At 71.1% G+C, this 21,965-nt stretch carries 22 protein-coding genes; 13 read left to right on the top strand and 9 right to left on the bottom strand.

The genetic code is table 11. From position 1 onward, the window contains the following. Window positions 1-48 precede the first annotated feature (48 nt). The gene (locus Q9R47_RS09100) at window positions 49-801 is read left to right on the top strand and encodes a DUF2306 domain-containing protein (RefSeq protein WP_311232884.1); all 753 of its coding nucleotides are present in this window, start codon (window positions 49-51) and stop codon (window positions 799-801) included. Next, window positions 798-1,976 carry an MBL fold metallo-hydrolase gene (locus Q9R47_RS09095; protein ID WP_311232883.1) on the top strand — a complete coding sequence of 393 codons (1,179 nt, stop codon included), beginning with the start codon at window positions 798-800 and terminating at the stop codon, window positions 1,974-1,976. Before Q9R47_RS09100 ends, Q9R47_RS09095 begins: the two co-directional genes overlap by 4 nt. Before the next feature lie 64 nt (window positions 1,977-2,040). On the opposite strand, the gene metC is transcribed toward Q9R47_RS09095, so the two are convergent. From metC to Q9R47_RS09060, 7 genes are all read right to left on the bottom strand, one after another. Next, window positions 2,041-3,306: a cystathionine beta-lyase gene (gene metC, locus Q9R47_RS09090; RefSeq protein WP_311232882.1), complete on the bottom strand. Its 1,266-nt coding sequence runs from the start codon at window positions 3,304-3,306 to the stop codon at window positions 2,041-2,043. Then, complete coding sequence (locus tag Q9R47_RS09085) at window positions 3,303-3,947, bottom strand: cysteine dioxygenase family protein (protein WP_311232881.1); 645 nt, start codon at window positions 3,945-3,947, stop codon at window positions 3,303-3,305. The genes metC and Q9R47_RS09085 overlap by 4 nt, the downstream gene beginning before the upstream one ends. Before the next feature lie 29 nt (window positions 3,948-3,976). Continuing rightward, complete coding sequence (locus Q9R47_RS09080; protein WP_311232880.1) at window positions 3,977-4,849, bottom strand: amino acid ABC transporter ATP-binding protein; 873 nt, start codon at window positions 4,847-4,849, stop codon at window positions 3,977-3,979. After that, window positions 4,846-5,697: an amino acid ABC transporter permease gene (locus Q9R47_RS09075; protein WP_311232879.1), complete on the bottom strand. Its 852-nt coding sequence runs from the start codon at window positions 5,695-5,697 to the stop codon at window positions 4,846-4,848. Before Q9R47_RS09075 ends, Q9R47_RS09080 begins: the two co-directional genes overlap by 4 nt. Continuing rightward, window positions 5,687-6,439 carry an amino acid ABC transporter permease gene (locus Q9R47_RS09070; RefSeq protein WP_311232878.1) on the bottom strand — a complete coding sequence of 251 codons (753 nt, stop codon included), beginning with the start codon at window positions 6,437-6,439 and terminating at the stop codon, window positions 5,687-5,689. Before Q9R47_RS09070 ends, Q9R47_RS09075 begins: the two co-directional genes overlap by 11 nt. A 7-nt stretch (window positions 6,440-6,446) precedes the next feature. After that, window positions 6,447-7,301: a transporter substrate-binding domain-containing protein gene (locus tag Q9R47_RS09065; protein ID WP_311232877.1), complete on the bottom strand. Its 855-nt coding sequence runs from the start codon at window positions 7,299-7,301 to the stop codon at window positions 6,447-6,449. A 206-nt stretch (window positions 7,302-7,507) separates the two neighbouring features. Further along, window positions 7,508-9,322, bottom strand: coding sequence for a glutamine--tRNA ligase/YqeY domain fusion protein (locus Q9R47_RS09060; protein ID WP_311232876.1), 1,815 nt, complete (start codon window positions 9,320-9,322; stop codon window positions 7,508-7,510). 178 nt (window positions 9,323-9,500) lie between these two features. Between Q9R47_RS09060 and Q9R47_RS09055 the strand changes: the two genes are divergently transcribed. The 9 genes from Q9R47_RS09055 to Q9R47_RS09015 all read left to right on the top strand — a co-directional run bounded on the left by Q9R47_RS09055 (window position 9,501) and on the right by Q9R47_RS09015 (window position 16,266). Beyond that, on the top strand, window positions 9,501-9,872 hold the full coding sequence (locus Q9R47_RS09055) for a hypothetical protein (RefSeq protein ID WP_311232875.1): 372 nt from the start codon (window positions 9,501-9,503) through the stop codon (window positions 9,870-9,872). Between the two features lie 233 nt (window positions 9,873-10,105). Further along, window positions 10,106-10,558: a type II 3-dehydroquinate dehydratase gene (aroQ, locus tag Q9R47_RS09050; protein ID WP_311232874.1), complete on the top strand. Its 453-nt coding sequence runs from the start codon at window positions 10,106-10,108 to the stop codon at window positions 10,556-10,558. Window positions 10,559-10,650: 92 nt separating this feature from the next. Next, window positions 10,651-11,478 carry an alpha/beta fold hydrolase gene (locus tag Q9R47_RS09045; RefSeq protein WP_311232970.1) on the top strand — a complete coding sequence of 276 codons (828 nt, stop codon included), beginning with the start codon at window positions 10,651-10,653 and terminating at the stop codon, window positions 11,476-11,478. A gap of 7 nt (window positions 11,479-11,485) precedes the next feature. Further along, window positions 11,486-11,923, top strand: a complete 438-nt coding sequence (arfB, locus tag Q9R47_RS09040; protein WP_311232873.1) for an alternative ribosome rescue aminoacyl-tRNA hydrolase ArfB — start codon at window positions 11,486-11,488, stop codon at window positions 11,921-11,923. Between the two features lie 116 nt (window positions 11,924-12,039). Then, window positions 12,040-12,963 carry a class III extradiol ring-cleavage dioxygenase gene (locus tag Q9R47_RS09035; protein WP_311232872.1) on the top strand — a complete coding sequence of 308 codons (924 nt, stop codon included), beginning with the start codon at window positions 12,040-12,042 and terminating at the stop codon, window positions 12,961-12,963. A 32-nt stretch (window positions 12,964-12,995) separates the two neighbouring features. Further along, window positions 12,996-13,742, top strand: coding sequence for a dienelactone hydrolase family protein (locus Q9R47_RS09030; protein WP_311232871.1), 747 nt, complete (start codon window positions 12,996-12,998; stop codon window positions 13,740-13,742). Window positions 13,743-13,865: 123 nt separating this feature from the next. Beyond that, window positions 13,866-14,879, top strand: a complete 1,014-nt coding sequence (locus tag Q9R47_RS09025; RefSeq protein WP_311232870.1) for a DUF3014 domain-containing protein — start codon at window positions 13,866-13,868, stop codon at window positions 14,877-14,879. Window positions 14,880-15,002: 123 nt separating this feature from the next. After that, the gene (locus Q9R47_RS09020; RefSeq protein ID WP_311232869.1) at window positions 15,003-15,311 is read left to right on the top strand and encodes an antibiotic biosynthesis monooxygenase; all 309 of its coding nucleotides are present in this window, start codon (window positions 15,003-15,005) and stop codon (window positions 15,309-15,311) included. A gap of 229 nt (window positions 15,312-15,540) precedes the next feature. Then, the gene (locus Q9R47_RS09015) at window positions 15,541-16,266 is read left to right on the top strand and encodes a DUF2076 family protein (protein WP_311232868.1); all 726 of its coding nucleotides are present in this window, start codon (window positions 15,541-15,543) and stop codon (window positions 16,264-16,266) included. A 210-nt stretch (window positions 16,267-16,476) separates the two neighbouring features. Here Q9R47_RS09015 and Q9R47_RS09010 read toward each other — a convergent pair whose 3' ends face one another. Further along, window positions 16,477-16,950: an Lrp/AsnC family transcriptional regulator gene (locus Q9R47_RS09010; protein ID WP_311232867.1), complete on the bottom strand. Its 474-nt coding sequence runs from the start codon at window positions 16,948-16,950 to the stop codon at window positions 16,477-16,479. Window positions 16,951-17,054: 104 nt separating this feature from the next. Here Q9R47_RS09010 and mdeB point away from each other — a divergent pair, with 104 nt between their 5' ends. Next, window positions 17,055-19,835, top strand: a complete 2,781-nt coding sequence (gene mdeB / locus Q9R47_RS09005; protein ID WP_311232866.1) for an alpha-ketoglutarate dehydrogenase — start codon at window positions 17,055-17,057, stop codon at window positions 19,833-19,835. A gap of 48 nt (window positions 19,836-19,883) precedes the next feature. Here the strand turns inward: mdeB and Q9R47_RS09000 are convergent, their stop codons facing one another. Further along, complete coding sequence (locus tag Q9R47_RS09000; protein ID WP_311232865.1) at window positions 19,884-20,834, bottom strand: LysR family transcriptional regulator; 951 nt, start codon at window positions 20,832-20,834, stop codon at window positions 19,884-19,886. A 130-nt stretch (window positions 20,835-20,964) separates the two neighbouring features. Here Q9R47_RS09000 and Q9R47_RS08995 point away from each other — a divergent pair, with 130 nt between their 5' ends. Continuing rightward, window positions 20,965-21,960, top strand: a complete 996-nt coding sequence (locus Q9R47_RS08995) for a tripartite tricarboxylate transporter substrate binding protein (RefSeq protein ID WP_311232864.1) — start codon at window positions 20,965-20,967, stop codon at window positions 21,958-21,960. Window positions 21,961-21,965: the final 5 nt, after the last annotated feature.

Genomic DNA, 21,965 nt, shown 5'->3' with positions numbered 1-21,965 from the left:
AGCCCGGTCTTTCTACAGTGGAGGTCACTTCCTATCGAGACCGACACCATGGCACCCGATTCACATCCCGCCCTTTCGCTGCCCGGAAAGCGCGCCCGGCTCGTCGCAGGCCCGGTTCCGAATGCCCCACCGCGTGCCGGCGACACCGCAGCGCAGGTGGGGGTGGTCACTGTCCCCGTCTCGGCCAACCCCTCCAGCATGTCGGCGCGCCGCCGGATCGGATGGGGCGTGATGGCCCTCTCCAGCGCCGCGATCGCGCTGGTGTCGTATCGCTACCTGTTCGGCCAGGGGCCCGTTCCGGACGGGGTGGCCACCAACCGGCACTTTCAGCCCTGGATCGTGCTGCACGCGGCGGGCGCCGCGACGGCCCTGCTGCTGGGGCCGGTGCAGTTCGTCGCGTCGCTGCGAAAGCGGATGCCGGCGCTGCACCGCATCGTCGGGTGCCTCTACTGGGCAGGCTGCCTGGTGGGCGGCGTGTCGGCCCTGGTGCTGGCCGCGGGGGTATCGGCCGGGCCGATCGCTGGCATGGGCTTCGGCGCGCTCGGCGCGGCGTGGCTGGCGGCCACCGGCACGGCGGTCCGCAGGATCGTGGCGGGCGATGTGGCCTCGCACCGGCGCTGGATGGTCCGGTCTTTCGCGCTGACCTTCTCCGCCGTCACGCTGCGCCTCTATCTGCCCTTGGCGAGCGTCGCCGGGGTGGACTTTCTGCTGGCCTACCGCGTCATTGCCTGGATGTGCTGGGTGCCCAACCTGGTGGGGGTGGAATGGTGTCTGCGCCGCCCGCGCACCGAGGCCGCATGATTCCGCGCCGCGCGCCGGGATTCCTGGCGGCCGTCCTGGCTTCCGGGGTGGCGCTGGCGGGATGCCAGGCGCTGGGAGCGTCCGCCGACGAAGAAAGCCTTGCAGCGATGCAGCGCTCTCCCCAGTGGCGCGGCGACCGTTTCCGGAACCCCCGGCGCGCGTACACCGACCTGCCCCGGGCCCTGCTGCACGGGCTCTCCAGAGCCCCGGACGACGAACCCGGGACGCCGGTGCCCGCCGTGGCCACCGATCCGGCCGCGCTGGCCGTCCCGCCGCCCACCGGCCTGCGGGTCACATGGTTCGGCCATTCGTCCACGTTGCTGGACATCGACGGCCTGCGGGTGCTGACCGATCCCCTCTGGAGCGACCGCGCTTCGCCCGTCGAGTGGGCCGGCCCGCGCCGCTGGTATCCGCCCCCGATCGCCCTGGCCCAATTGCCGCGGGTGGACGCGGTGCTCATCTCGCACGATCACTACGACCACCTGGACCGGCCCACTGTCCTCGCGATGCGGGAGTGGACGAACACGTTCATCGTGCCGCTGGGCGTGGGCGCGCACCTGGAGCGCTGGGGCATTCCGCGGGACCGCATCGTCGAGCTGGACTGGTGGCAGGCGACCCGCGTCGGAACCGTCGAGGTCTCGCTGGTGCCGGCCCGGCATTCCTCGGGCCGCATCGATCCGCGCGGCGACCGGACGCTGTGGGGCGGCTTCGTTCTGGTGGGCCCGCGGCACCGGCTGTATTTCTCCGGCGATACGGGGCTGCAGGAAGACATGCGGGCGATCGGTTCGCAGTACGGTCCATTCGACCTCGCGCTCGTCGAGGCGGGGCAGTACGACGACGCCTGGCCCGACGCCCATCTGGGCCCGGAGCAGGCTGTGCTGACGGCCGAGCGGGTCGGTGCGCGGGCGCTGCTGCCGGTGCACTGGGGCCTGTTCAGGCTGGCCCCGCACGGGTGGACCGAGCCGGTGGAGCGGGTGCTGGCCGCGGCGGGCTGCAGCACCGTGGCCGTGATCACGCCCCGGCCCGGCCAACCCGTCGAACCCGAAGCGCGGACCCCTGCGGAGGCGCAGCGCTGGTGGCCCCGGGCGAGATGGTCCACCGCCGCCGAGAAGCCGGTGGTTTCCACGGCCGACGGCGATCCGGCCCATCCCTACCCGGGCCCCGCATGCCCGTGAGCGTCTCGACGGGCAGTGCGCGCGCGGGGCTGTCCGGCGACGGCGCTGCGGGCCCCGCCGATCCTCACGCCGCCAGCAGCGCCTCCCTTGCCGAGACCCTGCCCAGCGCCTGCCCCAGATCCGCGATCAAATCCTCCGGATCCTCCAACCCCACATGCAGCCGCACCACCGGCGCAGTCCCCGTCCACGCACTGTGCTCCCGCAGCCGCTCCGGCTGCGCCACCAGCGCCAGGCTCTCGTACCCGCCCCACGATGCTCCGATGCCGAAGAACCGCAGGGCATCCACGAACGCATTCGCGCCGCGCGCATCCACGCCGCCGTGGCCATTCCCGCCGTTGCCGTCCGCGAACGCGAACGACACCAGCCCGCTCGCCCCGCTGAAATCCCGCTTCCACAGCGCATGTCCCGGGTCGGAGGGCAGGGCCGGGTAGAACACGCGACCGACCTGCGGCTGCTCCTGCAGCCACTCCGCCACCCGCGTGGCGTGGCGCTGGTGCTGGGCCAGGCGCACGGGCAGGGTGCGCACGCCGCGCAGGGCCAGGTAGGCGTCGTCGGCGCCCACGGTGAGGCCGAGCGCTTCGTAGGCGGTGGCGATCTTCTCGGTGAGCTCTTTTGAATCGGTGACCACGGTGCCCTGCATGACGTCCGAGTGGCCGGCGATGTACTTGGTGGCCGCCTGGATCGAGATGTTCGCGCCCAGCCGCAGGGGCTGGCAGAACCAGCCACCGCTCCAGGTGTTGTCCGTGGCCAGGGGAATGCCGCGGGCGCGTGCCACGGAGGCGATGGCGGGCAAATCCAGCACCTCGTAGAGCAGCGAACTGGGCGATTCGACGTAGATCAGCCGGGTGTTCGGCCGGATCTTCGCGGCCAGGTCGTCCTGCGAGGGCGAGAAGTATTCGAGCGTGATGCCCAGGCGCTGCAGCAGCGTCGCGTCCACGCGCCGCACGGGCGAATACACGCTGTCGGCCACCAGGGCGTGGTCGCCGGGGGAGAGCAGGGCTACCAACACCAGCGTGATGGCGGCCAGGCCCGAGGGCGCCAGGAATGCGCGGTGGCCGCCTTCCAGCGCGGTGACGGCGTCCTCCAGCGCGCGGTGCGTGTCCAGCCCGTGGCGGCCGTACGAGGCCACGCGCTCGCCCGCGGTGCGGCGGTGGTGGTGGTCCGCATAGTCCGCGGTGCTGCCGAAGCGCACGGTGCTGGTGCGCACCACGGGCACGTTCACGGGGCCGGAGCCGCCCCGCAGCGCGGGTGCCCCGGCATGCAGCAGCCGGGTGGCGGCGCCGATCGGAGCGTGGTGGCCGCCGTTGCCATGGCTGTGGCCGCCGCTCATGCCACGGCCACGCTGGGGCGGAAGTAGGCTGCGTTGTAGTTCTTCACTTCGCCGGTGTCGGGGTCGATCGCGACGCGGCCCGTAAGGGTTTCCAGCGGCTGGCCGTACAGGTGGAAGTGCAGCGTGGGCTCGGTGCCCACCACCGCGATGCTGTGGATGTCGTCGGGCAGGAAGGCGATGGAGGCGCCGGGCCGTACGGTGAATTCCTGCGCCAGGTGGATGCGGGCGCGGGCGGGGTCGCTGCGGTCGTCGGTGCGTTCGTAGAGGCGGTTCACCTCCTGGCCTTCCACGGCCACGATCACGGCCCAGGTGGTGTGGTCGTGCGGCGCGGTGGTCTTGCCGGGGTTGATCGAGTTCAAATAGAGCGCCAGGCCGCCGTCGCCGTCCTCGGGGTTGAGCCGGTAACGCGTGGAGGCGCCCACGCCGGCCGTCTCGTCAGGAGGCGGGAAATCCGTGCGACTGAACAGGTCCTTGTGCGCTGCCAGCTGCTCCAGCCGTGCGGTGATGGCCGAGAGCGCGGCGCGGTCGGGCGTGCCTTGCGCGGTGAGGCGGCGCACGTCTGCCAGTACGGCATCGACGGCCTGGCGGCGGCGCTCGGCGAGGACGGTCGGGGTGAAGGAATGGGCGGTTGTCGTTGTCATGGTCTTCTTTCCGGATGATGTGGGGGCGGTCAGAGTGCGAAGCGCAACTGGTTGAACGCGAGCGGAGGGCTCGCGGGCGTCTCGCGCTTGTGCGGGCCCTCGCCCAGCGCGCGCTGCAGGAACTCGCGGGTGCGCAGGCTGCGCGGGTCGCCGAAGATCTGCGCGGCAGGGCCGTGTTCGACGATGCGGCCGGCTTCGGTGAAGTACACGCGGTCGCTGACTTCTTCGGCGAACCGCATCTCGTGCGTGACGAGTACGCAGGTCATGCCGTCCTTCACCAGGTCGCGGATCACCGTGAGCACCTCGCCGACGGTTTCCGGGTCGAGCGCGGAAGTGACCTCGTCGAACAGGATCAGCTCGGGCCGCATGGCGAGCGCGCGGGCGATGGCGACGCGCTGCTGCTGGCCGCCCGAGAGTTCGCCGGGGTAGGCGTTCTCCTTGTGCGACAGGCGCACCTTGTCGAGCAGGGCGCGTGCCTCGTTCCGGGCCTCGGCCCGGTCGCGGCCCACGACGCGGGTGGGCGCGATCACCAGGTTCTCCAGCACGGTGAGGTGCGGGAACAGGTTGTACTGCTGGAACACGAAACCCACGCGCTTGCGCAGCGCGATCAGCGCGGCCTCGGTGCGCAGGGTATGGACAAGTGTGTCGCCCACCACGATCTCGCCGCGCTGCGGCCGCAGCAGGCCGGTGATGCACCGCAGGACGGTCGACTTGCCAGAGCCCGAGGGCCCGATGATGGACACGGCCTCGCCGCGCCGCACCTGCACGTCGATGCCTTTCAGCACCGCGTTGTCGCCGAAGGAGAGGTGCACGTCCTGCAGGTGCACCAGCGGTGCGGCTGCGGGAGTGACGGTGTCGGCGGCGGGCGCCAGGCCGGCCAGGGGGATGTCGTCTCGTTTCATGGGGTCGGTCCTGTCGTGGCCTGGCGGCGTTCCAGGGCGCGCGTGGCGCGGGCGATCGGGTAGCAGTACGCGAAGAACAGAGCCAGCAGCGTGAAATACACGAGGATGGTGAAATCCGTGCGCGCCACCGTGTTGCTGGCGATCTGCGCCGTATCCACCACGTCGTGCACGCCCACCAGCGAGGCCAGCGAAGTGCTCATGGTGATGCTGGCGTACAGGTTCATCCAGGGCGGCAGCATGCGGCGGACGCACTGCGGCAGCACCACCCACCGGAAGATCTGGCCGCGCCGGAAGGCGAGCGACTGCGCGGCCTCCCACTGCGCGGCGGGAATCGACTGGATCGCGCCGCGGAAGATCTCCGCCACGTTGGCGCTGGTGGGCAGGGCCAGGCCCAGCACCACCTTCACCCAGTCGGGGAAGGGAAAGGTCCACTGCACCAGATGCATCTCGAAGGGGAACACGTAGGTGGTGAAGTAGATGAGCACCAGGATGGGCGCATTGCGGAACGCCTGCACGTAGCAGCGCACCGCCACGCGCACGGCATGCACCGGCGAGAGCGACAGCGCACCGAACACCAGGCCCACGGCCGTGCCCAGGGCCACCGCCAGCACGCTGATCTCGATGTTCACCCACAGGCCCCGCAAGAGCGCGGGCAGCCATTGCCACAGATAGGCGACGGCACGCGGCGTGGTACCGGTGGCCTGCCATGCGGCGACCACAGCCAGCGCCGCCGCGAGCGCGATCAGCCAGGGGTTGCGCGCCAGGCGCCAGGCGGCCGGCAGGCCGGGGGCGGCGCCCGGCGCGGCGCGGCGGGCCGGCGCGCGGCCGAGGACGGCGTCATTGGCCATAGCCGGGCATCCTCCAGTGGTGTTCCAGCCAGCGGCCGGCGCGGCTCACCAGCCAGGTGAGCAGCCCGAACCAGAGCAGGATGAGCAGCAGCAATTCGAGCACGTTGTCGCGCTGCGACCAGATCATGATGGACTCGTAGGTCACGTCGCCCACGGCGATCGCCGAGGCCACGGCGGTCATCTTCACGAGGTCGACGAGGTTGTTCACGAGCGAGGGCAGAGCGAAACGCGCGGCCAACGGGAGTTGCACGCGCGCCAGCAGCTGGCGCTGCGAAAAGCCCAGCGAGCGCGCGGCCTCCAGCGTGGTGGCGGGCACGGCCTCGATGCCGGCGCGCAGCGCCTCGGCATGGAACGCGCCCTTGTGCAGCGAGACGACGGTCACCACCCACACGAACGGCGTGAGCGGGTTCTGGCCCGCACCCCAGTCGCGCAGCTGCTGCGTGATGAGCATGTTGAGCACCAGGAACGCGCAGTACAGCTGCACTAGCGTCGGCGTGTTGCGGGTCACCTCGACGAAGGCGCGCGCCGGGCCGGCCAGCCAGGCACGCCCGGAGGCCATGCAGGCCGCCAGCACCACGCCCGCCGCCAGGCTGCACGGGATGGTGAGCAGGGCCAGCTGCACCGTGACCCCCATGCCGCGCACGAAGGCCTGGCGTTCGGCGGCGTCCAGTACGAAGGCGTAGTTCAATCCGATGTCCCGGAGCGCGTCCACGCCCTGGACGAGCAGGCCGTTGTCGTGCATGCCGGGCTCAGTGGGCCGCGGCCTGGAACTTCGTCTGCAGCTCGGGAAGCAGCGGATTGGCCGGCTCGATGCCCAGGCGCTTCTCGGTGGCGATCAGCCAGCCGGTGCGGTGCCAGTCCTGCACCACCTTGTCCACCGCGGCGATGGTGTCGGCCTCTCCCTTGCGGGTCCAGACCACCGACGGCGCGGGCAGCAGTTCGGTGGTGATCGGGGCGGCGTACTGGCTCCACTCGGCATTGGTGCGCAGCAGCGGATGGATGAGCGTGCTGTCGTGCACGGCCGCGACGCAGTTGCCGCCGCGGAGCGCCAGCAGCGAATCGGACGCGGTCTTGAAGCCCTGCACCTGCGCGCCGTAGTCGGCGGTGAGCGGCTTGGCGTAGCTGCTGCCCTGCGACAGGCAGACCGGCTTGCCGCGCAGGTCTTCCCATGTCTGGATGCCGCTGTCCTTGCGCACGGCGGCCGTACCGCCCACCCGGTAGAACGGCGTAGGCGCGTAGCCCAGTATGGCGGCGCGGTCGGGGTTCAGTTCCATCGATGCGATCAGCAGATCGACCTTGCCGGCCTGCAGGAACTGCACGCGCGTGGCCGTCTGCACCTGCACCAGCTCGGCCTCCACGCCCAGGCCCTTGGCCAGTGCACGGGCCAGCTCGGGATTCCAGCCCACGAGCTGCTGGCTGGCCGGGTCGATGGAGCCGAAGGGGCCTCCGTTGACCAGCACGCCGATAGAGACTTTTCCGCGCTGACGGACCTTGTCGAGCGTGGCGTCGGCGTGGGCGGTGGCGGCCGTCAAGGCCAGGACGGCAGCGATGCCGGCCAGGAGCGGGACGTGGAAACGGGGGGCGGCGGAAACGGGATGGAGCATCGGTGGCTGACGGAGAAGGATCGAGAGAGCGCCCACAGGGGAGCGGACAGGTCTCGATCTTCTGGTTCCGTACGGGCCGCGGCAACAAAGGTTTCCGAGGATCGATATGCGGCCGGCGCACGGTCCGCTCGGCCGCACGCCGCCAGGAGGCACGCGCCATCGGCCGGCAGGGCGGAGAACCCTGCGGCCGCCGGGCAGTGCCGGGGCTACTTGCCCCAGCTGTCCTTCAAACCGGTCACCCGGTTGAACACCGGCTTGCCCGGCGCATGGTCCTTGCGGTCCGCCACGAAATAGCCGAACCGTTCGAACTGGAACTTGTCGTCCGGCTGCGCCTGCGCCAGCGAGGGCTCCACGTAGCCCGTCACCACCTTCAGGCTGTCCGGGTTGAGCAGCGCCAGGAAATCCTTGCCGCCCGCGTCGGGCTGGGCATCGGTGAACAGGCGGTCATAGAGGCGCACTTCGGCGGGCACGCCGTCGGCGGCGCCGACCCAGGTGATGGCGGCCTTCACCTTCACGCTGTCCGCGCCCGGGGTGCCGCTCTTGGTGTCGGGCACGACGGCGGCGAGCACCTTGGTCACGCGGCCATCGGCATCCTTCTCGCAGCCGGTGCATTCGATGACGTAGCCGCCCTTCAGGCGCACCTTGTTGCCGGGAAAGAGGCGCTTGTAGCCCTTGGGCGGGGTTTCCTCGAAGTCTTCGCGCTCGATCCAGACGTCCTTGCCGAGCGTGAAGTGGCGCACGGGCGCCTCCTGGCCTTCGGGTGGGTGGGGCAGGGCGGGAAGCTGGCAGGGCTCGAGGTGGCCGGCGCCGAACAGTTCGTCCCAGTTGGTGAGCTCGAGCTTCACCGGGTCGAGCACGGCCATGCCGCGGTGGGCCTGGTTCTCCAGGTCTTCGCGCAGGCAGCCTTCCAGCGTGGCGTAGTCGATCCAGGAGTAGTCCTTGGTCACGCCGATGCGCTCGCAGAACAGCTGCAGGGCCTCGGGCGTGTAGCCGCGGCGGCGCAGGCCGACGAGGGTGGGCATGCGCGGGTCGTCCCAGCCGCTCACGATGCCGTTGTCCACCAGGTGCTTGAGCTTGCGCTTGCTGGTGACCACGTAGGTGAGGTTCAGTCGCGCGAATTCGTACTGGCGCGGCTGCGGCGTGGCGATCAGGCCGCCTTCGGCGAGGCGGTCGAGCAGCCAGTCGTAGAACGGACGCTGGTCTTCGAACTCCAGCGTGCAGATGCTGTGGGTGATGCGCTCCAGCGCGTCCTCGATCGGGTGCGCGAAGGTGTACATCGGGTAGATGCACCAACGGTCGCCGGTGTGGTGGTGCTCGGCGTGCTTGATGCGGTAGATGGCCGGGTCGCGCAGGTTGATGTTGGGCGAGGCCATGTCGATCTTCGCGCGCAGCACGGCGGCGCCGTCGGGCAGCCGGCCGTCACGCATCTCGCGGAAGCGCGCCAGGTTCTCGGCGGGCGTGCGGGTGCGGAACGGGCTGTCCACGCCGGGCTTGCCGAAGTCGCCGCGGTTGGCGCGCATTTCTTCGGGCGTCTGTTCGTCGACGTAGGCATGGCCGGTTTCGATCAGGTACTCGGCCGCGCGGTACATGAAGTCGAAATAGTCGCTCGCCTGGTAGGGCGCGGCGCTGCCGGGCGCCTGGCCGATCTGCGTCCAGTCGAAACCGAGCCAGCGCACGGCGTCGATGATGCCATCGACGTATTCCTGGTCTTCCTTCTCGGGGTTGGTGTCGTCGAAGCGCAGGTGGCACACGCCGCCGTAGTCGCGCGCGAGGCCGAAGTTCAGGCAGATGCTCTTGGCGTGGCCGATGTGCAGGTAGCCGTTGGGCTCGGGCGGGAAGCGCGTGCGGATCTTCGCCGGGTCGGGCTCGCCGGCGGCATGGTGGGCTGCGTCGCCCGGCGTGCCGGCCCAGCGGGCCTGGGCATAGGTGCCCTGGTCGAGGTCGGATTCGATGATCTGGCGCAGGAAATTGCTGGGCTTGGCGGCCTCGGGCGCCGTCGGGGAGGGGGCTTGCGAACTCATGGGCACATTCTAGGGCGCCGCCCCTGGCGGTAACGCTCTGCAACAAGGGTCGCTACGTCCGGAAACAAGATTGTTGCCGGTTTGTGCCATCCTGCAGGGCATGTGGTGCGTTGTATGGCGCACGGGGCCCGGAATCCGACCTTCCGGCGTTGCCGGCCCACTTTCCAAGGAGATTCTCATGACCAAGAGCCGTTCTTTCGCAGCCCTCGCCGCTGCCACCGGCATGGGTTTGGCGCTGCTGGCCGCCTCGGGCACCGCGCAGGCGCGCGACGTGTACTGGTCCGTCGGCGTGAATTCACCCGGCGTGTCGGTCGGCGTGGGTGCCGGCCCGGGCGTGGTCTACGCGCCGCCGCCGACCTTCGTGGTGCCGCCGCCCCCGCCCGTGTACTACACCCCGCCCGCACCCGTCTATTACGGCCCGCCGCCCGTGGCGTACGTGCCGCCCCGGCCGGTGTATTACGCGCCGCCGCCCGCCGTGTATGGCGGCTACGGGTACGGCTACTACAACCGCCCGCCCCACTGGCACCGCGGCGGCGGCCACTGGCGCTGAGGCCTGCAGAGTCCGCTTCGCGGGGCATATAGCCGGCAAGGCTGTTCATTTCTGACCGATCCTCCCCGGGGCGGCGTGCGAACCGCCTGCCGCCGCCCTCTTGGGCCCCGTCCGCGGGGCCCTTCTTTTTTGGGTGGCCGCATAATCCCGTGGTGATTTTTCGCGCGGTGGGCCGTGCCGGGTTGCGGCAGGGTGGCCCGTGCCGCTGCTGGAGTTCCTGGAGTACCGCCCCCGTGACCACGCCCCGTTCCGTTTTCGTTCTCAACGGCCCGAACCTGAATTTGCTCGGCACGCGCGAGCCGGCCGTCTACGGCCCGCAGACGCTGGCCGACGTCGAGCGCCTTTGCGCCGAGGCCTGCGCGCGCCATGGCCTGGCGCTGCAGTTCCGCCAGAGCAACCACGAGGGCGACCTGGTGGACTGGATCCACGAGGCGGGCCGGCTGCATGCGGCGGGCGAACTCGCCGGCGTGGTGCTCAACGCCGCCGCCTATACCCATACCAGCGTGGCGCTGCTCGACGCCGTGAAGGGCACGGGCGTGCCGCTGGTGGAACTGCACATCAGCAACGTGCATGCGCGCGAGAGCTTCCGGCACCATTCCTACATCGCCAGTGCGGCCCGGGCCGTGATGTGCGGCTTCGGCGTGCCCGGCTACGCGCTGGCGATCGACGCGGTGGCCGGCTGGTGACGGCGGCATCATTCGACCAGGGCGCCGCAGGCGTGCCGGCACCCGCCCATCCGCCCGAGGTCCTGGCGCTGGAGGCACAGGCGCAGGTACGCATGACGCCCTGCGGCGCTGGCTCGCTGGTATGGCACGTGTGGCAGCCCACGGGCGCGGGCGGTGCAGAGCCGCCGCTCGTGCTCCTGCACGGCGGCAGCGGCAGCTGGACGCACTGGGTGCGCAACATCGGCACTCTGCGGTCCTGGGGCCGCACGGTCTGGGTGCCGGACCTGCCGGGCTTCGGCGATTCCGCCGTGCCGCCGGGCGGCGCCGATGCCGACGCGCTGGTGGAACCGCTCGCCGAGGGCATGCGCGCCCTGTGGGGCGATGCGCCGTGCGATCTGGTCGGCTTTTCGTTCGGCGGACTGACGGCGGGGCTGCTGCTCGCGGCCGAGCCCCGGCTCGCGCGCCAACTGGTACTGGTGGGCGCGCCCGCGATGGGCGTGGTGCCGGAGCGGCAGTTCACGCTCAAGGGCTGGCGGCACCTGGCGTCCGCGGCGGCGCAGGAGGCGGCGCACCGCCACAACCTGGCCGAGCTGATGCTGCACGACGCCACGCTCATCGACGGCCTGGCGCTGGAGTTGCACCAGGCCAACGTGGTCCGCGACCGCATGCCGCGGCGGCGCCTGGCGCACACGGACGCGCTGGCCCGTGCGCTGCCGGCCGTGCGCTGCCCCGTGCATGCCATCTACGGCGCGCGCGACACGCTCTACCGCCAATGGATCGCTGCGCTGGAGGATGCCTACCGCGCCGCCGCGCCGGATTTCCGGGGCATGGCGCTGGTGCCGGATGCCGGGCACTGGGTGCAGTTCGAGCGGCCCGGGCCCTTCGAGGCCGCACTGCGGGCGGCGCTGGAGGCCGGGGCCGCCGGCCCGGGCCGGGGCTGAGGCGGCCATGTCCGGCATTCCTGCGCGGGGGCCTGGGCGTACGCCGGTGCGGGTGGACGAGCGCGAAGTGGCGTTCACCGCGATGCGGGCGCAGGGGCCCGGCGGCCAGAACGTCAACAAGGTGTCGAGCGCGGTGCAGTTGCGCTTCGACGTGGGTGCGTCGTCGCTGCCGGACGACGTCAAGGCCCGGCTGCTGGCGCTGCCCGACGCGCGCATCACCCAGGCGGGCGTGGTGGTGATCAAGGCGCAGCAATACCGCACGCAGGAGGCCAATCGCCTCGATGCGCTGCAGCGGCTCGAAGCGATGGTGGCGCGCGTCGCGCAGCCGCCGCGCGTGCGCCGCGCCACGCAGCCGTCCTACGGCGAGCGGCAGCGCCGCATGCAGGACAAGCGGGAGCGGTCGGGCACCAAGTCGCTGCGGGGACGGGTGCGCGACGCGGGCTGAAAGGCCGATTGGCACCGTGGGTGGAACGCTGTGTCCGCCGCGCAGGCCTTCGGAACGTGGCGGTGCGCTCCCATCTGCATGGCAACATCCTCCTGTCCTTTCTGGATCGCCCCGCCATGATTTCGCCCGACTCGCCTGACACGCTGCATTCCCCGTCTCCCGTCGCCTCGCCACGCGCTGGCGCCGCTGCGGCGCTGCCTTCCATCCGCGTGGGCAGCGCCGCGGATGCCCCGCCGGCCGAAGTCCCCACGCTGTTCGTCTCCCACGGCTCGCCGATGTTCGCGCTGGAGCCCGGAGAAACGGGTCCCGCGCTGCGCGCCTGGGCCGACGACCTGCGGGCCCGGTTTCCGGCGCTGCGCGGCATCGTGGTGATGTCGCCCCACTGGATGGCGCGCGGCGTGCAGGTGATGGCGGGGCCGCGCCCGGCCACCTGGCACGATTTCGGGGGCTTTCCCGAGCCGCTCTATGCGCTGCACTATCCGGCAGCCGGCTCGCCCGGCCTCGCCGCGGAGGTGCTCGCCTTGCTCCAGGACGCGGGCATCGCTGCGCAGGGCGATGCGCAGCGCCCGTTCGACCATGGCGCGTGGGTGCCGCTGATGCACCTGTTCCCGCAGGCCGATCTGCCGGTGGTGCAGGTGGCACTGCCGGCCGGTGCGGGCCCGCGCGAGGTCCATGCGCTCGGGGCCGCCCTCCGCGGCCTGCGCGCGCAGAACGTGCTGGTGGTCGGCTCCGGCAGCATGACCCACAACCTGTCGGAATTCTTCGGTGGAGCCGGTGGCGCCCAACCGTATGTGGCGGAGTTCGCCCGCTGGATCGAGGCCGCGGTGCAGCGCGGTGACACCGAGGCATTGCTGGACTACCGCAGCCGGGCGCCGCATGCGGTGCGCGCGCACCCGGGCGACGACCATTTCCTGCCGCTCTTCTTTGCACTGGGCGCGGCAGGGGCGGGAGCGGCTGCGCACTACCTGAGCCGCGAGGTGATGCACGGCTCCCTCGCCATGGATTCGTTCGCGCTCGAGCCGGTTTCCGACGCCGCATGAAACTCCGGGGGCGCCGGGCGCTCCAACCGCGGATGATCCCGACGCACACCGACCCGACGCTCACCGACCCGACGCTTTCCCCGCTCGATCTGCCGATGTCCTTCCTGGGCCGTCCCGCCGCCGCGGGTACGGAGCAGCCCTGGCTGCTGGTGCTCATGCACGGCGTGGGCAGCCATGAAAAGGACCTGTTCGCGCTCGCCCGCTGGGTGCCCGCGCAGTTCCACGTGGTGAGCCTGCGCGCACCCTACGCCATGGGCCCGGGAGCGAATACCTGGTTCGAATTCACCGTGGAACCCGACGGCAGCCGCACCATCCACGAAGCCCAGGAAACGGCCAGCCGCAGCCTGCTGACCCGTACGGTGGAAACCGCCGCGGTGCAGCTGGGCGTGCCGCCGGCGCGCGTCGTGGTCGGCGGCTTCAGCCAGGGCGGCATCATGGCGATCTCGCTGCTGCTGACGCGGCCCGACCTGCTGCGGGGCGCGATGGCCTGGCACAGCCGGCTGCTGCCCCAGGTGCTGCCGCATGCCGTGGCCCCCGAGGCGCTGGCGGGCCGCGCGCTCTGGGTGAGCCACGGGCTGCAGGACAACGTGATTCCCCTGGCGAGCGCCCATGTGATCCGCGATCATGCCCTCGGCCTGCCGGTGGCGCTCACCTACCGCGAATATGCGGGCATGCACGAGATCCGGCCCGATGAACTGCGCGATGCCATGGCCTGGCTGGATGGGCTCGGGCACCCGGCCCCGCCCGTGCGCCGGGAGGGCGCGGCGGCGGGGGCGTGACATGAACACGTGCTTACCGCCCCGCGGGCCGGCCGGCTCCACAATGGCATGCATCGGCACCGCGTGGCCGGCCTTTCCGGCTGCCGCGCCTGCCCATGCCCTGTTCGTGAAAGAGTGTTCCGCATGACAGACGACCGTTCCATGGATCTGCGCCCGCCGTCCAGCGTGCCGCGCCGCCCGTCCTCTGCATCGCCCGTGGGCTGGATCGTCGCGGCGCTGGCCGGCGCTGCCGCGCTGGCGGGTGCCGCCTGGTGGTTCGGCTGGCTGCCGCCGACCTCGCACATGCCCCCGCCCGAACCCGTGCCGTCCGCCCAGGCCCCCACGCCGCCGATGGCGCGGGCGCCGGCCTCCGCGCCTGCGCCCGCCGCTGCCGCCTCCGGGCCCGAGCATCCGATCGAGGCGGCGCATTCGGCAGCCTTGCCGTCGCTGCAGGAATCCGATGCGGTCATCGCCCAGTCGCTCGGCGGGTGGCTGGGGCGGGACCGCATCGCCGCGCTGCTGCACCTCGACGAGATCGTGCGGCGCTTCGTGGTCACGGTGGACAACCTGCCGCGCACCCAGGCGCCCTCGCGGCTCTGGCCCGTGCAGCCGGCGCCGCAGCGCTTCCTGGTGCAGGCGCAGCCCGGCAGCGCGGTGGACGAGAACGGCGCGCCGCTGCATGCCACCATCGCCCCGGGCAACACGGCGCGCTACGGGGCGCTGGTCTCGCTCGTGGAGGCGGTGCCGCGCGAGCAGGCGGTGGCGCTCTACCGGCAGCTGTATCCGCTGTTCCAGCAGACCTATGTGGAACTCGGCTACCCGAAGGGCTACTTCAACGACCGGCTCGTGGCGGTCATCGGGCATCTGCTGCAGACGCCCGAGCCGGCCGTGCCGCTGCAGGTGCAGCTCACCCGCGTGCAGGGCGACGTGCCCTCTACCCGGCCATGGGTGCGCTACGAGTTCGCCGATCCGCACCTGCAGGCGCTCTCCGCCGGCCAGAAGATGATGCTGCGCATCGGGCCCGAGAACGCGCGCCGCGTGAAGGCCGTGCTGGCCGACGTGCGCAAGCGGCTGGTGGCGGGCGGGGCCCAGCCGGCAACGGGTGCCGACGCCCCGTCCGCGTCCGCGTCCGCCCCGGCGGCGGGTACCGCACCGTGAACCAGGGCCTGGCAGGATCTGTCGGCGCCTTGTCTCTCTCCGTCGAGCGGTGCTTCGCGTGTGTCCCGGCCGTTCATCAGCCGTACGATTCTTCCATCCCCTTCCATTGACAAGGCTTCCGCCATGCCCCTGTTCATCGCCATGAACCGCTTCCGCATCGTCCCCGGCCGGGAGGATGAATTCATCGAACTCTGGCGCCAGCGCGACAGCCACCTGGCCCAGGTGCCGGGCTTCCAGTCGTTCCATCTGCTGCGCGGCGAGACCACCGCGGAGCACACGCTGTTCGCGTCGCACACGGTGTGGCAGTCGCGTGTGCATTTCGAGGACTGGATCCGCTCCGAGGCTTTCCGCGCCGCGCATGCGAACGCGGGCCAGAAGCGCGATCTGTACCTGGGCCCGCCGCAGCTCGAATTGTTCGACGCCGCCTGGTGAGCGGTCTTCCGGCTGGCCTCGCATGCTCTCGCCCCCGGAACGTGTTGACGATCTTTCTGAGCGGTGGAGCCTGACGGCGCTGGAAGGCTGCTGCCTTCGTCTGGCTACCCGCCCGCCCGCCGCCGGCAGCCTTAGCCGAGCCTTAATGGCAGGCCAGTGCCGGGAACCCGCCAATCGGCGCGGGATCAGATGCGCATACCCTTCATCCACCGGCCAAAGGAATGTGACGATGACCCCGAACGAACGCCCGCTGCTCGACGACCTGCTGCAACGTTTGGCCCACGCCGGCCCGGTCGCCAAGGACAGCGAGGCCGACAGCCGCATCCACCAGGCGCTGGCCGCGCAGCCCGATGCGCTCTACCTGCTGGTGCAGCGCTGCCTGCTGCTCGAGCGCGGCCTGGCGCATGCACAGGAAGAAGTCGCACGGCTGCAGCAGGCCGCAGACAGCCATCGCAGCTTCATCGGCGCCGGCCTGGAGCCGGGCTTCGGCCGCGCCTCGTCGCAAGCCTACAGCCCGGGTGCCGCCGCAGCGCAACCCACGTCCATGCCGCCGCAGGCCCCCCCGGCGGGCTATGCGCAACCGGCACCCGCTCCGGGCTGGCGCGACCGCCTGTTCGGCAACGCCAGCGCGCCGGCTGCGGCCTCCCCTGCAGGGCCGGGCTTTCTCGGCACCGCCGCCAGCGCGGCGGCCGGTGTGGCCGGCGGCATGTTCCTGTTCAACGGGCTGGAACACCTGCTGGGCAACCGCGGCAGCGCCGTGGGCAATGGCCTGCTGGGGGGCGGCAGCAACGCCGGCCTGTTCGGTGGCGAACTGATGCCGCAGGAAACCGTGGTGCAGAACATCACCAACGAGAATTTCTACGGCAGCCGCGGCAACGACGACATCCGCGACGCAGGCTGGTCGCCCGACGACAACGGCCCAGTCTTCGACGACGACGGCGGAAACTTCCTCTGAGAACGTGCTTCCGGTCTTCTGAACGCTTGGCCACCTGCCCCGTGACGTGTTCGCCCAGCGTCTTGCCGACCTGCTGTGCAACGGCTTGCCCGTGTAGACAGCCGGCAGTGGCTCGATCTGGGCATACTTCTCGCGGCTGATGTCGCCGGCGTATTTCTTTCCAGTCGAAGCCTCCGATTCCCGGACTGCCGGGAGATCGTCACCACGCCCTCAGACAGACGGCACCGGCAAGGGCAGGGCGGTCTTGTAGCGCACCTGCTTGAGCGCGAAGCTGGAGCGGATCTTCTCGATGCCCGGGATCGGCGTGAGCTGCTCCAGGATGAAGCGCTCCAGCGCGCCGATGTCGGCCACCGCCACGCGGATGAGGTAGTCGGAGTCGCCACTCATGAGGTAGCACTCCATCACCTCGTCGTGCTCGGCGATGCGGCGCTCGAACTGCGCCAGCGCCTCCTTGGCCTGCGACTTCAGGCTGATGCTGATGAACACATTGAGCCCCAGGCCCAGCACCGCCGGGTTCGCCAGGGCCACATAGCGCGCGATCACGCCCGAGGCCTCCAGCGCCTTGACGCGCGCCAGGCAGGGCGAGGGCGACAGATGCACCCGGCGCGCCAGCTCCACGTTGGAGAGCGAGCCGTCGGCCTGCAGCTCGGCCAGAATGCGCAGATCGGTCGTGTCCAGCTTCATGTGCTGCAGTTTAGAAGATCGGCGGCATGAAATGCCGGGTTTCGGGGTTGCCAGGATGCCGAAAAGCCGCCCATGCCGCTCACGGGCCGGTAGAGTGTTCCCGCATGAACGCTCCGCTGCCGCTCCATGCCCTCGGCGCCCAGGCCGCCGCCACGTCTTCGGGTACGCCCGCTGCCGGTCGCCCCGCCGATCCGGATCCCCAGGAAACCGCCGAGTGGCGGGACGCCTTCCTGGCGCTGCTGGGCGCCGAGGGCCCGGAGCGTGCGCGCTTCGTGCTGGACGAGCTGGCGGGCCTCGCGCGACGCCAGCGCACCGGCTGGCAGCCGACGCTGAACACGCCGTACGTGAACACCGTGGCGGCAGAGGCGCAGCCGGCCTTTCCGGGCGACCTCGCGATCGAAGAGCGGCTGGCGTCGCTGATGCGCTGGAATGCCCTGGCCATGGTGGTGCGCGCGAACCAGGCGTACGGCGAGCTCGGCGGGCACATCGCGAGCTACGCGAGCGCGGCCGACTTGTTCGAAACCGGCTTCAACCACTTCTTCCGTGCACGCGAAGGCACCGCGCCGGAGCAGCACCGGGGCGACCTGGTGTTCTTCCAGCCGCACAGCGCACCGGGCGTGTACGCCCGCGCTTTCCTGGAAGGGCGGCTCACGGAGCGCGACCTGGAGCACTACCGCCAGGAGATCGCCGCACCCGCGGCCGGCGCGCAGGGGCTCTGCAGTTATCCGCACCCGTGGCTGATGCCGGATTTCTGGCAGTTCCCGACGGGTTCGATGGGCATCGGGCCGATCAGCAGCATCTACCACGCGCGCTTCATGCGGTACCTCTCGCACCGGCAACTGCTCGACTGCCGGCAGCGCAAGGTCTGGGGCGTGTTCGGCGACGGCGAGATGGACGAGCCCGAGAGCATGAGCGCGCTCACGCTGGCCGCGCGCGAGGGGCTGGACAACCTCGTCTGGGTGGTCAACTGCAACCTGCAGCGGCTCGATGGCCCGGTGCGCGGCAACGGCCGCATCGTCGATGAACTGGAACGGCTGTTCGCGGGCGCGGGCTGGAACGTGGTCAAGCTGCTCTGGGGCAGCGACTGGGACGGCCTCTTCGCGCGCGATGCCGACGGCACGCTGGCCCGCACGCTGGGCGAGACGGTGGACGGCCAGATGCAGACCTTCGCGGCCAAGGACGGGCGCTTCAACCGCGACCACTTCTTCGGCCAGAACCCCGGGCTGGCGGCGCTCGCGCAGGGCCTGACGGACGAGCAGATCGACCGGCTGAAGCGCGGCGGCCACGATCTCGTGAAGATCCACGCCGCCTACGCCGCGGCGGCCGCGCACCGCGGCCAGCCCACCGTGATCCTGGCGCACACCAAGAAGGGCTACGGCATGGGCGCCGCGGGCCAGGGCAAGATGACCACGCACAGCCAGAAGAAGTTCGACGAATCCGAGCTGATCGAATTCCGCAACCGCTTCAACCTGCCGCTCACCGACGCGCAGGCCACCGGGCTGGCCTTCTACCGCCCCGCCGAGGACAGCCCGGAGATGCGTTACCTGCGCGAGCGCCGCGCGGCCCTGGGCGGCGCGCTGCCGCGCCGCGAGACCGCCTGCGACGTGGTGCCGGTCCCCGGGTTGGACCAGTACGCCCGGTTCGCGCTGCAGGCGCAGGGCAAGGAGATGAGCACCACCATGGCCTTCGTGCGCATGCTGGGCACGCTGCTGAAAGACGCGCAGCTCGGCCCCCGGATCGTGCCCATCGTGGCGGACGAGGCGCGCACCTTCGGCATGGCGAACCTGTTCAAGCAGGTGGGCATCTACAGCAGCGTGGGCCAGCGCTACGCGCCGGAGGACATCGGCTCGGTGCTCAGCTACCGCGAGGCGCTGGACGGCCAGATCCTGGAAGAAGGCATCAGCGAGGCCGGCGCGATCGCCAGCTGGACGGCCGCGGCCACCAGCTACAGCGTGCACGGCCTGGCGATGCTGCCGTTCTACATCTACTACTCGATGTTCGGCTTCCAGCGGGTGGGCGACGCCATCTGGGCCGCCGCCGACCAGCGCGCGCGGGGCTTCCTGCTGGGCGCCACCTCGGGCCGCACCACGCTGGGCGGCGAGGGGCTGCAGCACCAGGACGGATCGAGCCACCTCGTGGCCGCCACCATCCCCAACTGCAAGGCCTACGACCCGGCCTACGCGGGCGAGCTGGCCGTGATCGTGGATGCGGGCATGCGCGAGATGCTGGTGGAGCAGCGCGACGTGTTCTATTACGTCACGCTCATGAACGAGAACTACGCGCAGCCGGACCTGCCCGCGGGCGCGGCCGAAGGCGTTCTGCGCGGCGGTTATGTGCTGCAAGGGCCTGGCGCTGGCTGCGCCACCACGGGCGGTGGACAGGGTGAGGACGGCGAGGCGGTGCCTGCCGTGGCGCAAGAGACGCCGAAAGCACAGGTCACCCTGCTGGGCTCCGGCGCGATCCTCACCGAAGTGGTGAAGGCCGCCGCGCTGCTGGCCGCCGAGGGCATCGCCGCCACGGTCGTCAGCGTGACGAGCTGGAGCGAGCTGGCGCGCGACGGCGTGGCCTGCGAGCGGCGCTGGCTGGAGGGCGATTGCGGGACGCGGGGCGAAGGCGCGCCACCGGAAGCCGGTGCGGTGCCGTGGCTCGCCCAGGTGCTGCGCGGCACGCGCGGCCCGGTCATCGCCGCCACCGACTACGTGCGCGCCGTGCCGGAAACCGTGCGCGCCTTCGTACCGGAGGGGCGCCGCTACCTCACGCTGGGCACGGACGGCTTCGGCCGCAGCGACACGCGCGCCGCGCTGCGCAGCCACTTCGGCGTGGATGCCGCGCACATCGCGCATGCGGCACGGCAGTGCCTGCGGCCGGCGCCCGCAGCGTCCTGAGCCCGCCGCAGCTGCCGCAGCCAAAGCTGGAACCGGGGCCGTAGCCGCTCAGGCCTGCGCATGCGCATGCGCACCGCCGCCCACGGTGCGCACGAGGTGTTCGACGAAGAGCCGCACCGCCTCCGCGGGGTTGTCGCGGCTCCAGACCACTCCCACGGGCCCGAAGCGGATCGTGCGGTCCAGCGGCAGGATCCTCATGTTGCCCAGCGCCGCCTGGTATTCGGCCATCGCCCCGGAGCACACGCCCACGTAGTCGCCCTGGTGCACCAGGGCCTGCAAGGTGGTGATGGCGGCGGTCTCCACCTTGGGCAGCAGCCAGGGCGCGCCGCTGTCGAGCAGGGCCGCATCCAGCTGCGAGCGCATCAGCGTGCCCTTGGGCGGCATGATCCAGTTCTCGTCCACGAGGTCGGCCAGCCGCACCGGGCCTTGCGCGTCCCACAGGCGGCTCGCCCGGCCGATCACGAGGCAGACGTTGTCCTCGAACAGCTCCCGGTGCTCCAGGCGCGCCTGGTGGGCGCGCGCATCCAGCGACCCGATCACCACGTCGAGCTGCCGGTTCTCCAGCCCTTCGAGCAGGTTGCCGAACGGGCTTTCCGACACGGTCACCGAGATGTACGGATGCTGCGCCTGGAAGCCGGCCAGCGCCTGCGGCATGCCGCGCGCCACGCCGGCCCAGACGCTGCCGATGTGCAGGCGCGCCCTGCGGCCCGCGGCCACCGCGCCGAGTTCGAGCTGCGTGCGCGAGATGTCGCCCAGCACGCCGATGGCCAGCCGCTTCATGATGTTGCCGGCCGGCGTGAGCTGGATGCGCCGCCCCCGCGTGACCAGCGGCATGCCCACCAGTTCCTCCAGGTCGGCCAGCCAGTGCGACATGGCCGATTGCGTCATGTGCATGCGCGCGGCGGCCTCGGTGAGCGTGCCGGCCTCGTCCAGCACCAGGAACGATTCGAGGTGCTTCACCTTCAGACGGCGCGCCCACGCCACTTGTTCATAAGACATGAGCAAATGCTAATGGATCCATCGGGCGAATTCGCTGGTGCGCGCAGGTCACGGCCCGAATAATTCCCTGGCGCAGCGGCACATGCCGCACCGCCCCCCGGTCCACCCCTTCCTTCGGAGACTGCACACCATGAAGAAAATTTCCTGCCTCGCCAAGCTGGCGGCCGCCGCGCTGGCCACCTGGGCCGTCGCCGGCGCCCCGGCCCTGGCGCAAGACGCCGCCGGCTACCCCGGCACCCGCCCCATCCGCCTCGTGGTGTCGCAGCAGGCCGGTGGCAGCTCCGACACCGTCGCGCGCCTCTGGGCCGAGCACGCGGGCAAGGCGCTGGGCGCCAACATCGTGGTGGAGAACAAGCCCGGCGCGGGCGGCATCATCGCGGCGCAGCAGGTGCTCGGGCAGCCGGCGGACGGCTACACGCTGATGTTCGGCGGGGTGTCGCAGATGGTGCTCAACAAATTCGTCTACAAGCCGCTGCCGTACGACCCGGAGAAGGACTTCACCGGCGTCGGCATGCTGAGCACCGTGCCCTTCGTGCTGGTCGCCAATCCCGAGACCGGCTTCAAATCGCTGGACGATCTGGTGAAGTACGCCAAGGCGCATCCGGGCGAGCTGAACTTCTCGTCCTCCGGCCTCGGCAACTCGACGCAACTGGCCGTGGAGCTGCTGCAGAAGAAGCTGGGCATCTCGATGACGCACGTGCCCTTCAAGGGCGAGCCCGACGGTCTCATGGCGACCATCGGCGGCCAGACGCAGGTGATGGCGCCCGTGGCCGGCACCGCGCTGCCGCACATCAAGAGCCGCAAGGTGGTGCCGCTGGTGGTGCTGGCGCCTTCGCGCCTGGCGGAACTGCCCGACGTGCCGGCCGCCAACGAGCTGGGCGTGAAGGATTTCGACACCATGGGCTGGAGCGGCATCGTCGCCCGGGCCGGCACCCCGCCCGCGATCATCGCCAAGCTGCACGAGGGCACCCGCGCCTTCCACGCGAGTGCCGAGGTGCAGGCCAAGCTGCGCGCGATGAGTGCCATCCCGATGGCCGGCCCCGCCAGCCAGCTCATGGAAGTGACGCGCCGCGACACCCGGGCCTGGGGCCCCACGCTCGACGCGCTGAACCTGAGCGGCAAGTGAGGACC

The organism is Acidovorax sp. PRC11 (assembly GCF_031844105.1).
In the GTDB taxonomy this organism is placed as follows: Bacteria; Pseudomonadota; Gammaproteobacteria; order Burkholderiales; family Burkholderiaceae_C; genus Paracidovorax.
This window is presented reverse-complemented; position numbering and strand designations above follow the sequence as displayed.

Coding starts and splice junctions, on each gene's coding strand:
- Q9R47_RS09030 (WP_311232871.1), top strand. CDS start 12,996: ATGATCCCGACGCACACCGACCCGACGCTCACCGACCCGACGCTTTCC.
- Q9R47_RS09065 (WP_311232877.1), bottom strand. CDS start 7,301: ATGCTCCATCCCGTTTCCGCCGCCCCCCGTTTCCACGTCCCGCTCCTG.
- Q9R47_RS09095 (WP_311232883.1), top strand. CDS start 798: ATGATTCCGCGCCGCGCGCCGGGATTCCTGGCGGCCGTCCTGGCTTCC.
- Q9R47_RS09080 (WP_311232880.1), bottom strand. CDS start 4,849: ATGAAACGAGACGACATCCCCCTGGCCGGCCTGGCGCCCGCCGCCGAC.
- Q9R47_RS09015 (WP_311232868.1), top strand. CDS start 15,541: ATGACCCCGAACGAACGCCCGCTGCTCGACGACCTGCTGCAACGTTTG.
- Q9R47_RS09060 (WP_311232876.1), bottom strand. CDS start 9,322: ATGAGTTCGCAAGCCCCCTCCCCGACGGCGCCCGAGGCCGCCAAGCCC.
- Q9R47_RS09085 (WP_311232881.1), bottom strand. CDS start 3,947: ATGACAACGACAACCGCCCATTCCTTCACCCCGACCGTCCTCGCCGAG.
- arfB (WP_311232873.1), top strand. CDS start 11,486: ATGTCCGGCATTCCTGCGCGGGGGCCTGGGCGTACGCCGGTGCGGGTG.
- Q9R47_RS09035 (WP_311232872.1), top strand. CDS start 12,040: ATGATTTCGCCCGACTCGCCTGACACGCTGCATTCCCCGTCTCCCGTC.
- Q9R47_RS09075 (WP_311232879.1), bottom strand. CDS start 5,697: ATGGCCAATGACGCCGTCCTCGGCCGCGCGCCGGCCCGCCGCGCCGCG.
- Q9R47_RS08995 (WP_311232864.1), top strand. CDS start 20,965: ATGAAGAAAATTTCCTGCCTCGCCAAGCTGGCGGCCGCCGCGCTGGCC.
- Q9R47_RS09000 (WP_311232865.1), bottom strand. CDS start 20,834: ATGTCTTATGAACAAGTGGCGTGGGCGCGCCGTCTGAAGGTGAAGCAC.
- Q9R47_RS09010 (WP_311232867.1), bottom strand. CDS start 16,950: ATGAAGCTGGACACGACCGATCTGCGCATTCTGGCCGAGCTGCAGGCC.
- Q9R47_RS09025 (WP_311232870.1), top strand. CDS start 13,866: ATGACAGACGACCGTTCCATGGATCTGCGCCCGCCGTCCAGCGTGCCG.
- Q9R47_RS09070 (WP_311232878.1), bottom strand. CDS start 6,439: ATGCACGACAACGGCCTGCTCGTCCAGGGCGTGGACGCGCTCCGGGAC.
- metC (WP_311232882.1), bottom strand. CDS start 3,306: ATGAGCGGCGGCCACAGCCATGGCAACGGCGGCCACCACGCTCCGATC.
- Q9R47_RS09055 (WP_311232875.1), top strand. CDS start 9,501: ATGACCAAGAGCCGTTCTTTCGCAGCCCTCGCCGCTGCCACCGGCATG.
- Q9R47_RS09045 (WP_311232970.1), top strand. CDS start 10,651: ATGACGCCCTGCGGCGCTGGCTCGCTGGTATGGCACGTGTGGCAGCCC.
- mdeB (WP_311232866.1), top strand. CDS start 17,055: ATGAACGCTCCGCTGCCGCTCCATGCCCTCGGCGCCCAGGCCGCCGCC.
- Q9R47_RS09100 (WP_311232884.1), top strand. CDS start 49: ATGGCACCCGATTCACATCCCGCCCTTTCGCTGCCCGGAAAGCGCGCC.
- Q9R47_RS09020 (WP_311232869.1), top strand. CDS start 15,003: ATGCCCCTGTTCATCGCCATGAACCGCTTCCGCATCGTCCCCGGCCGG.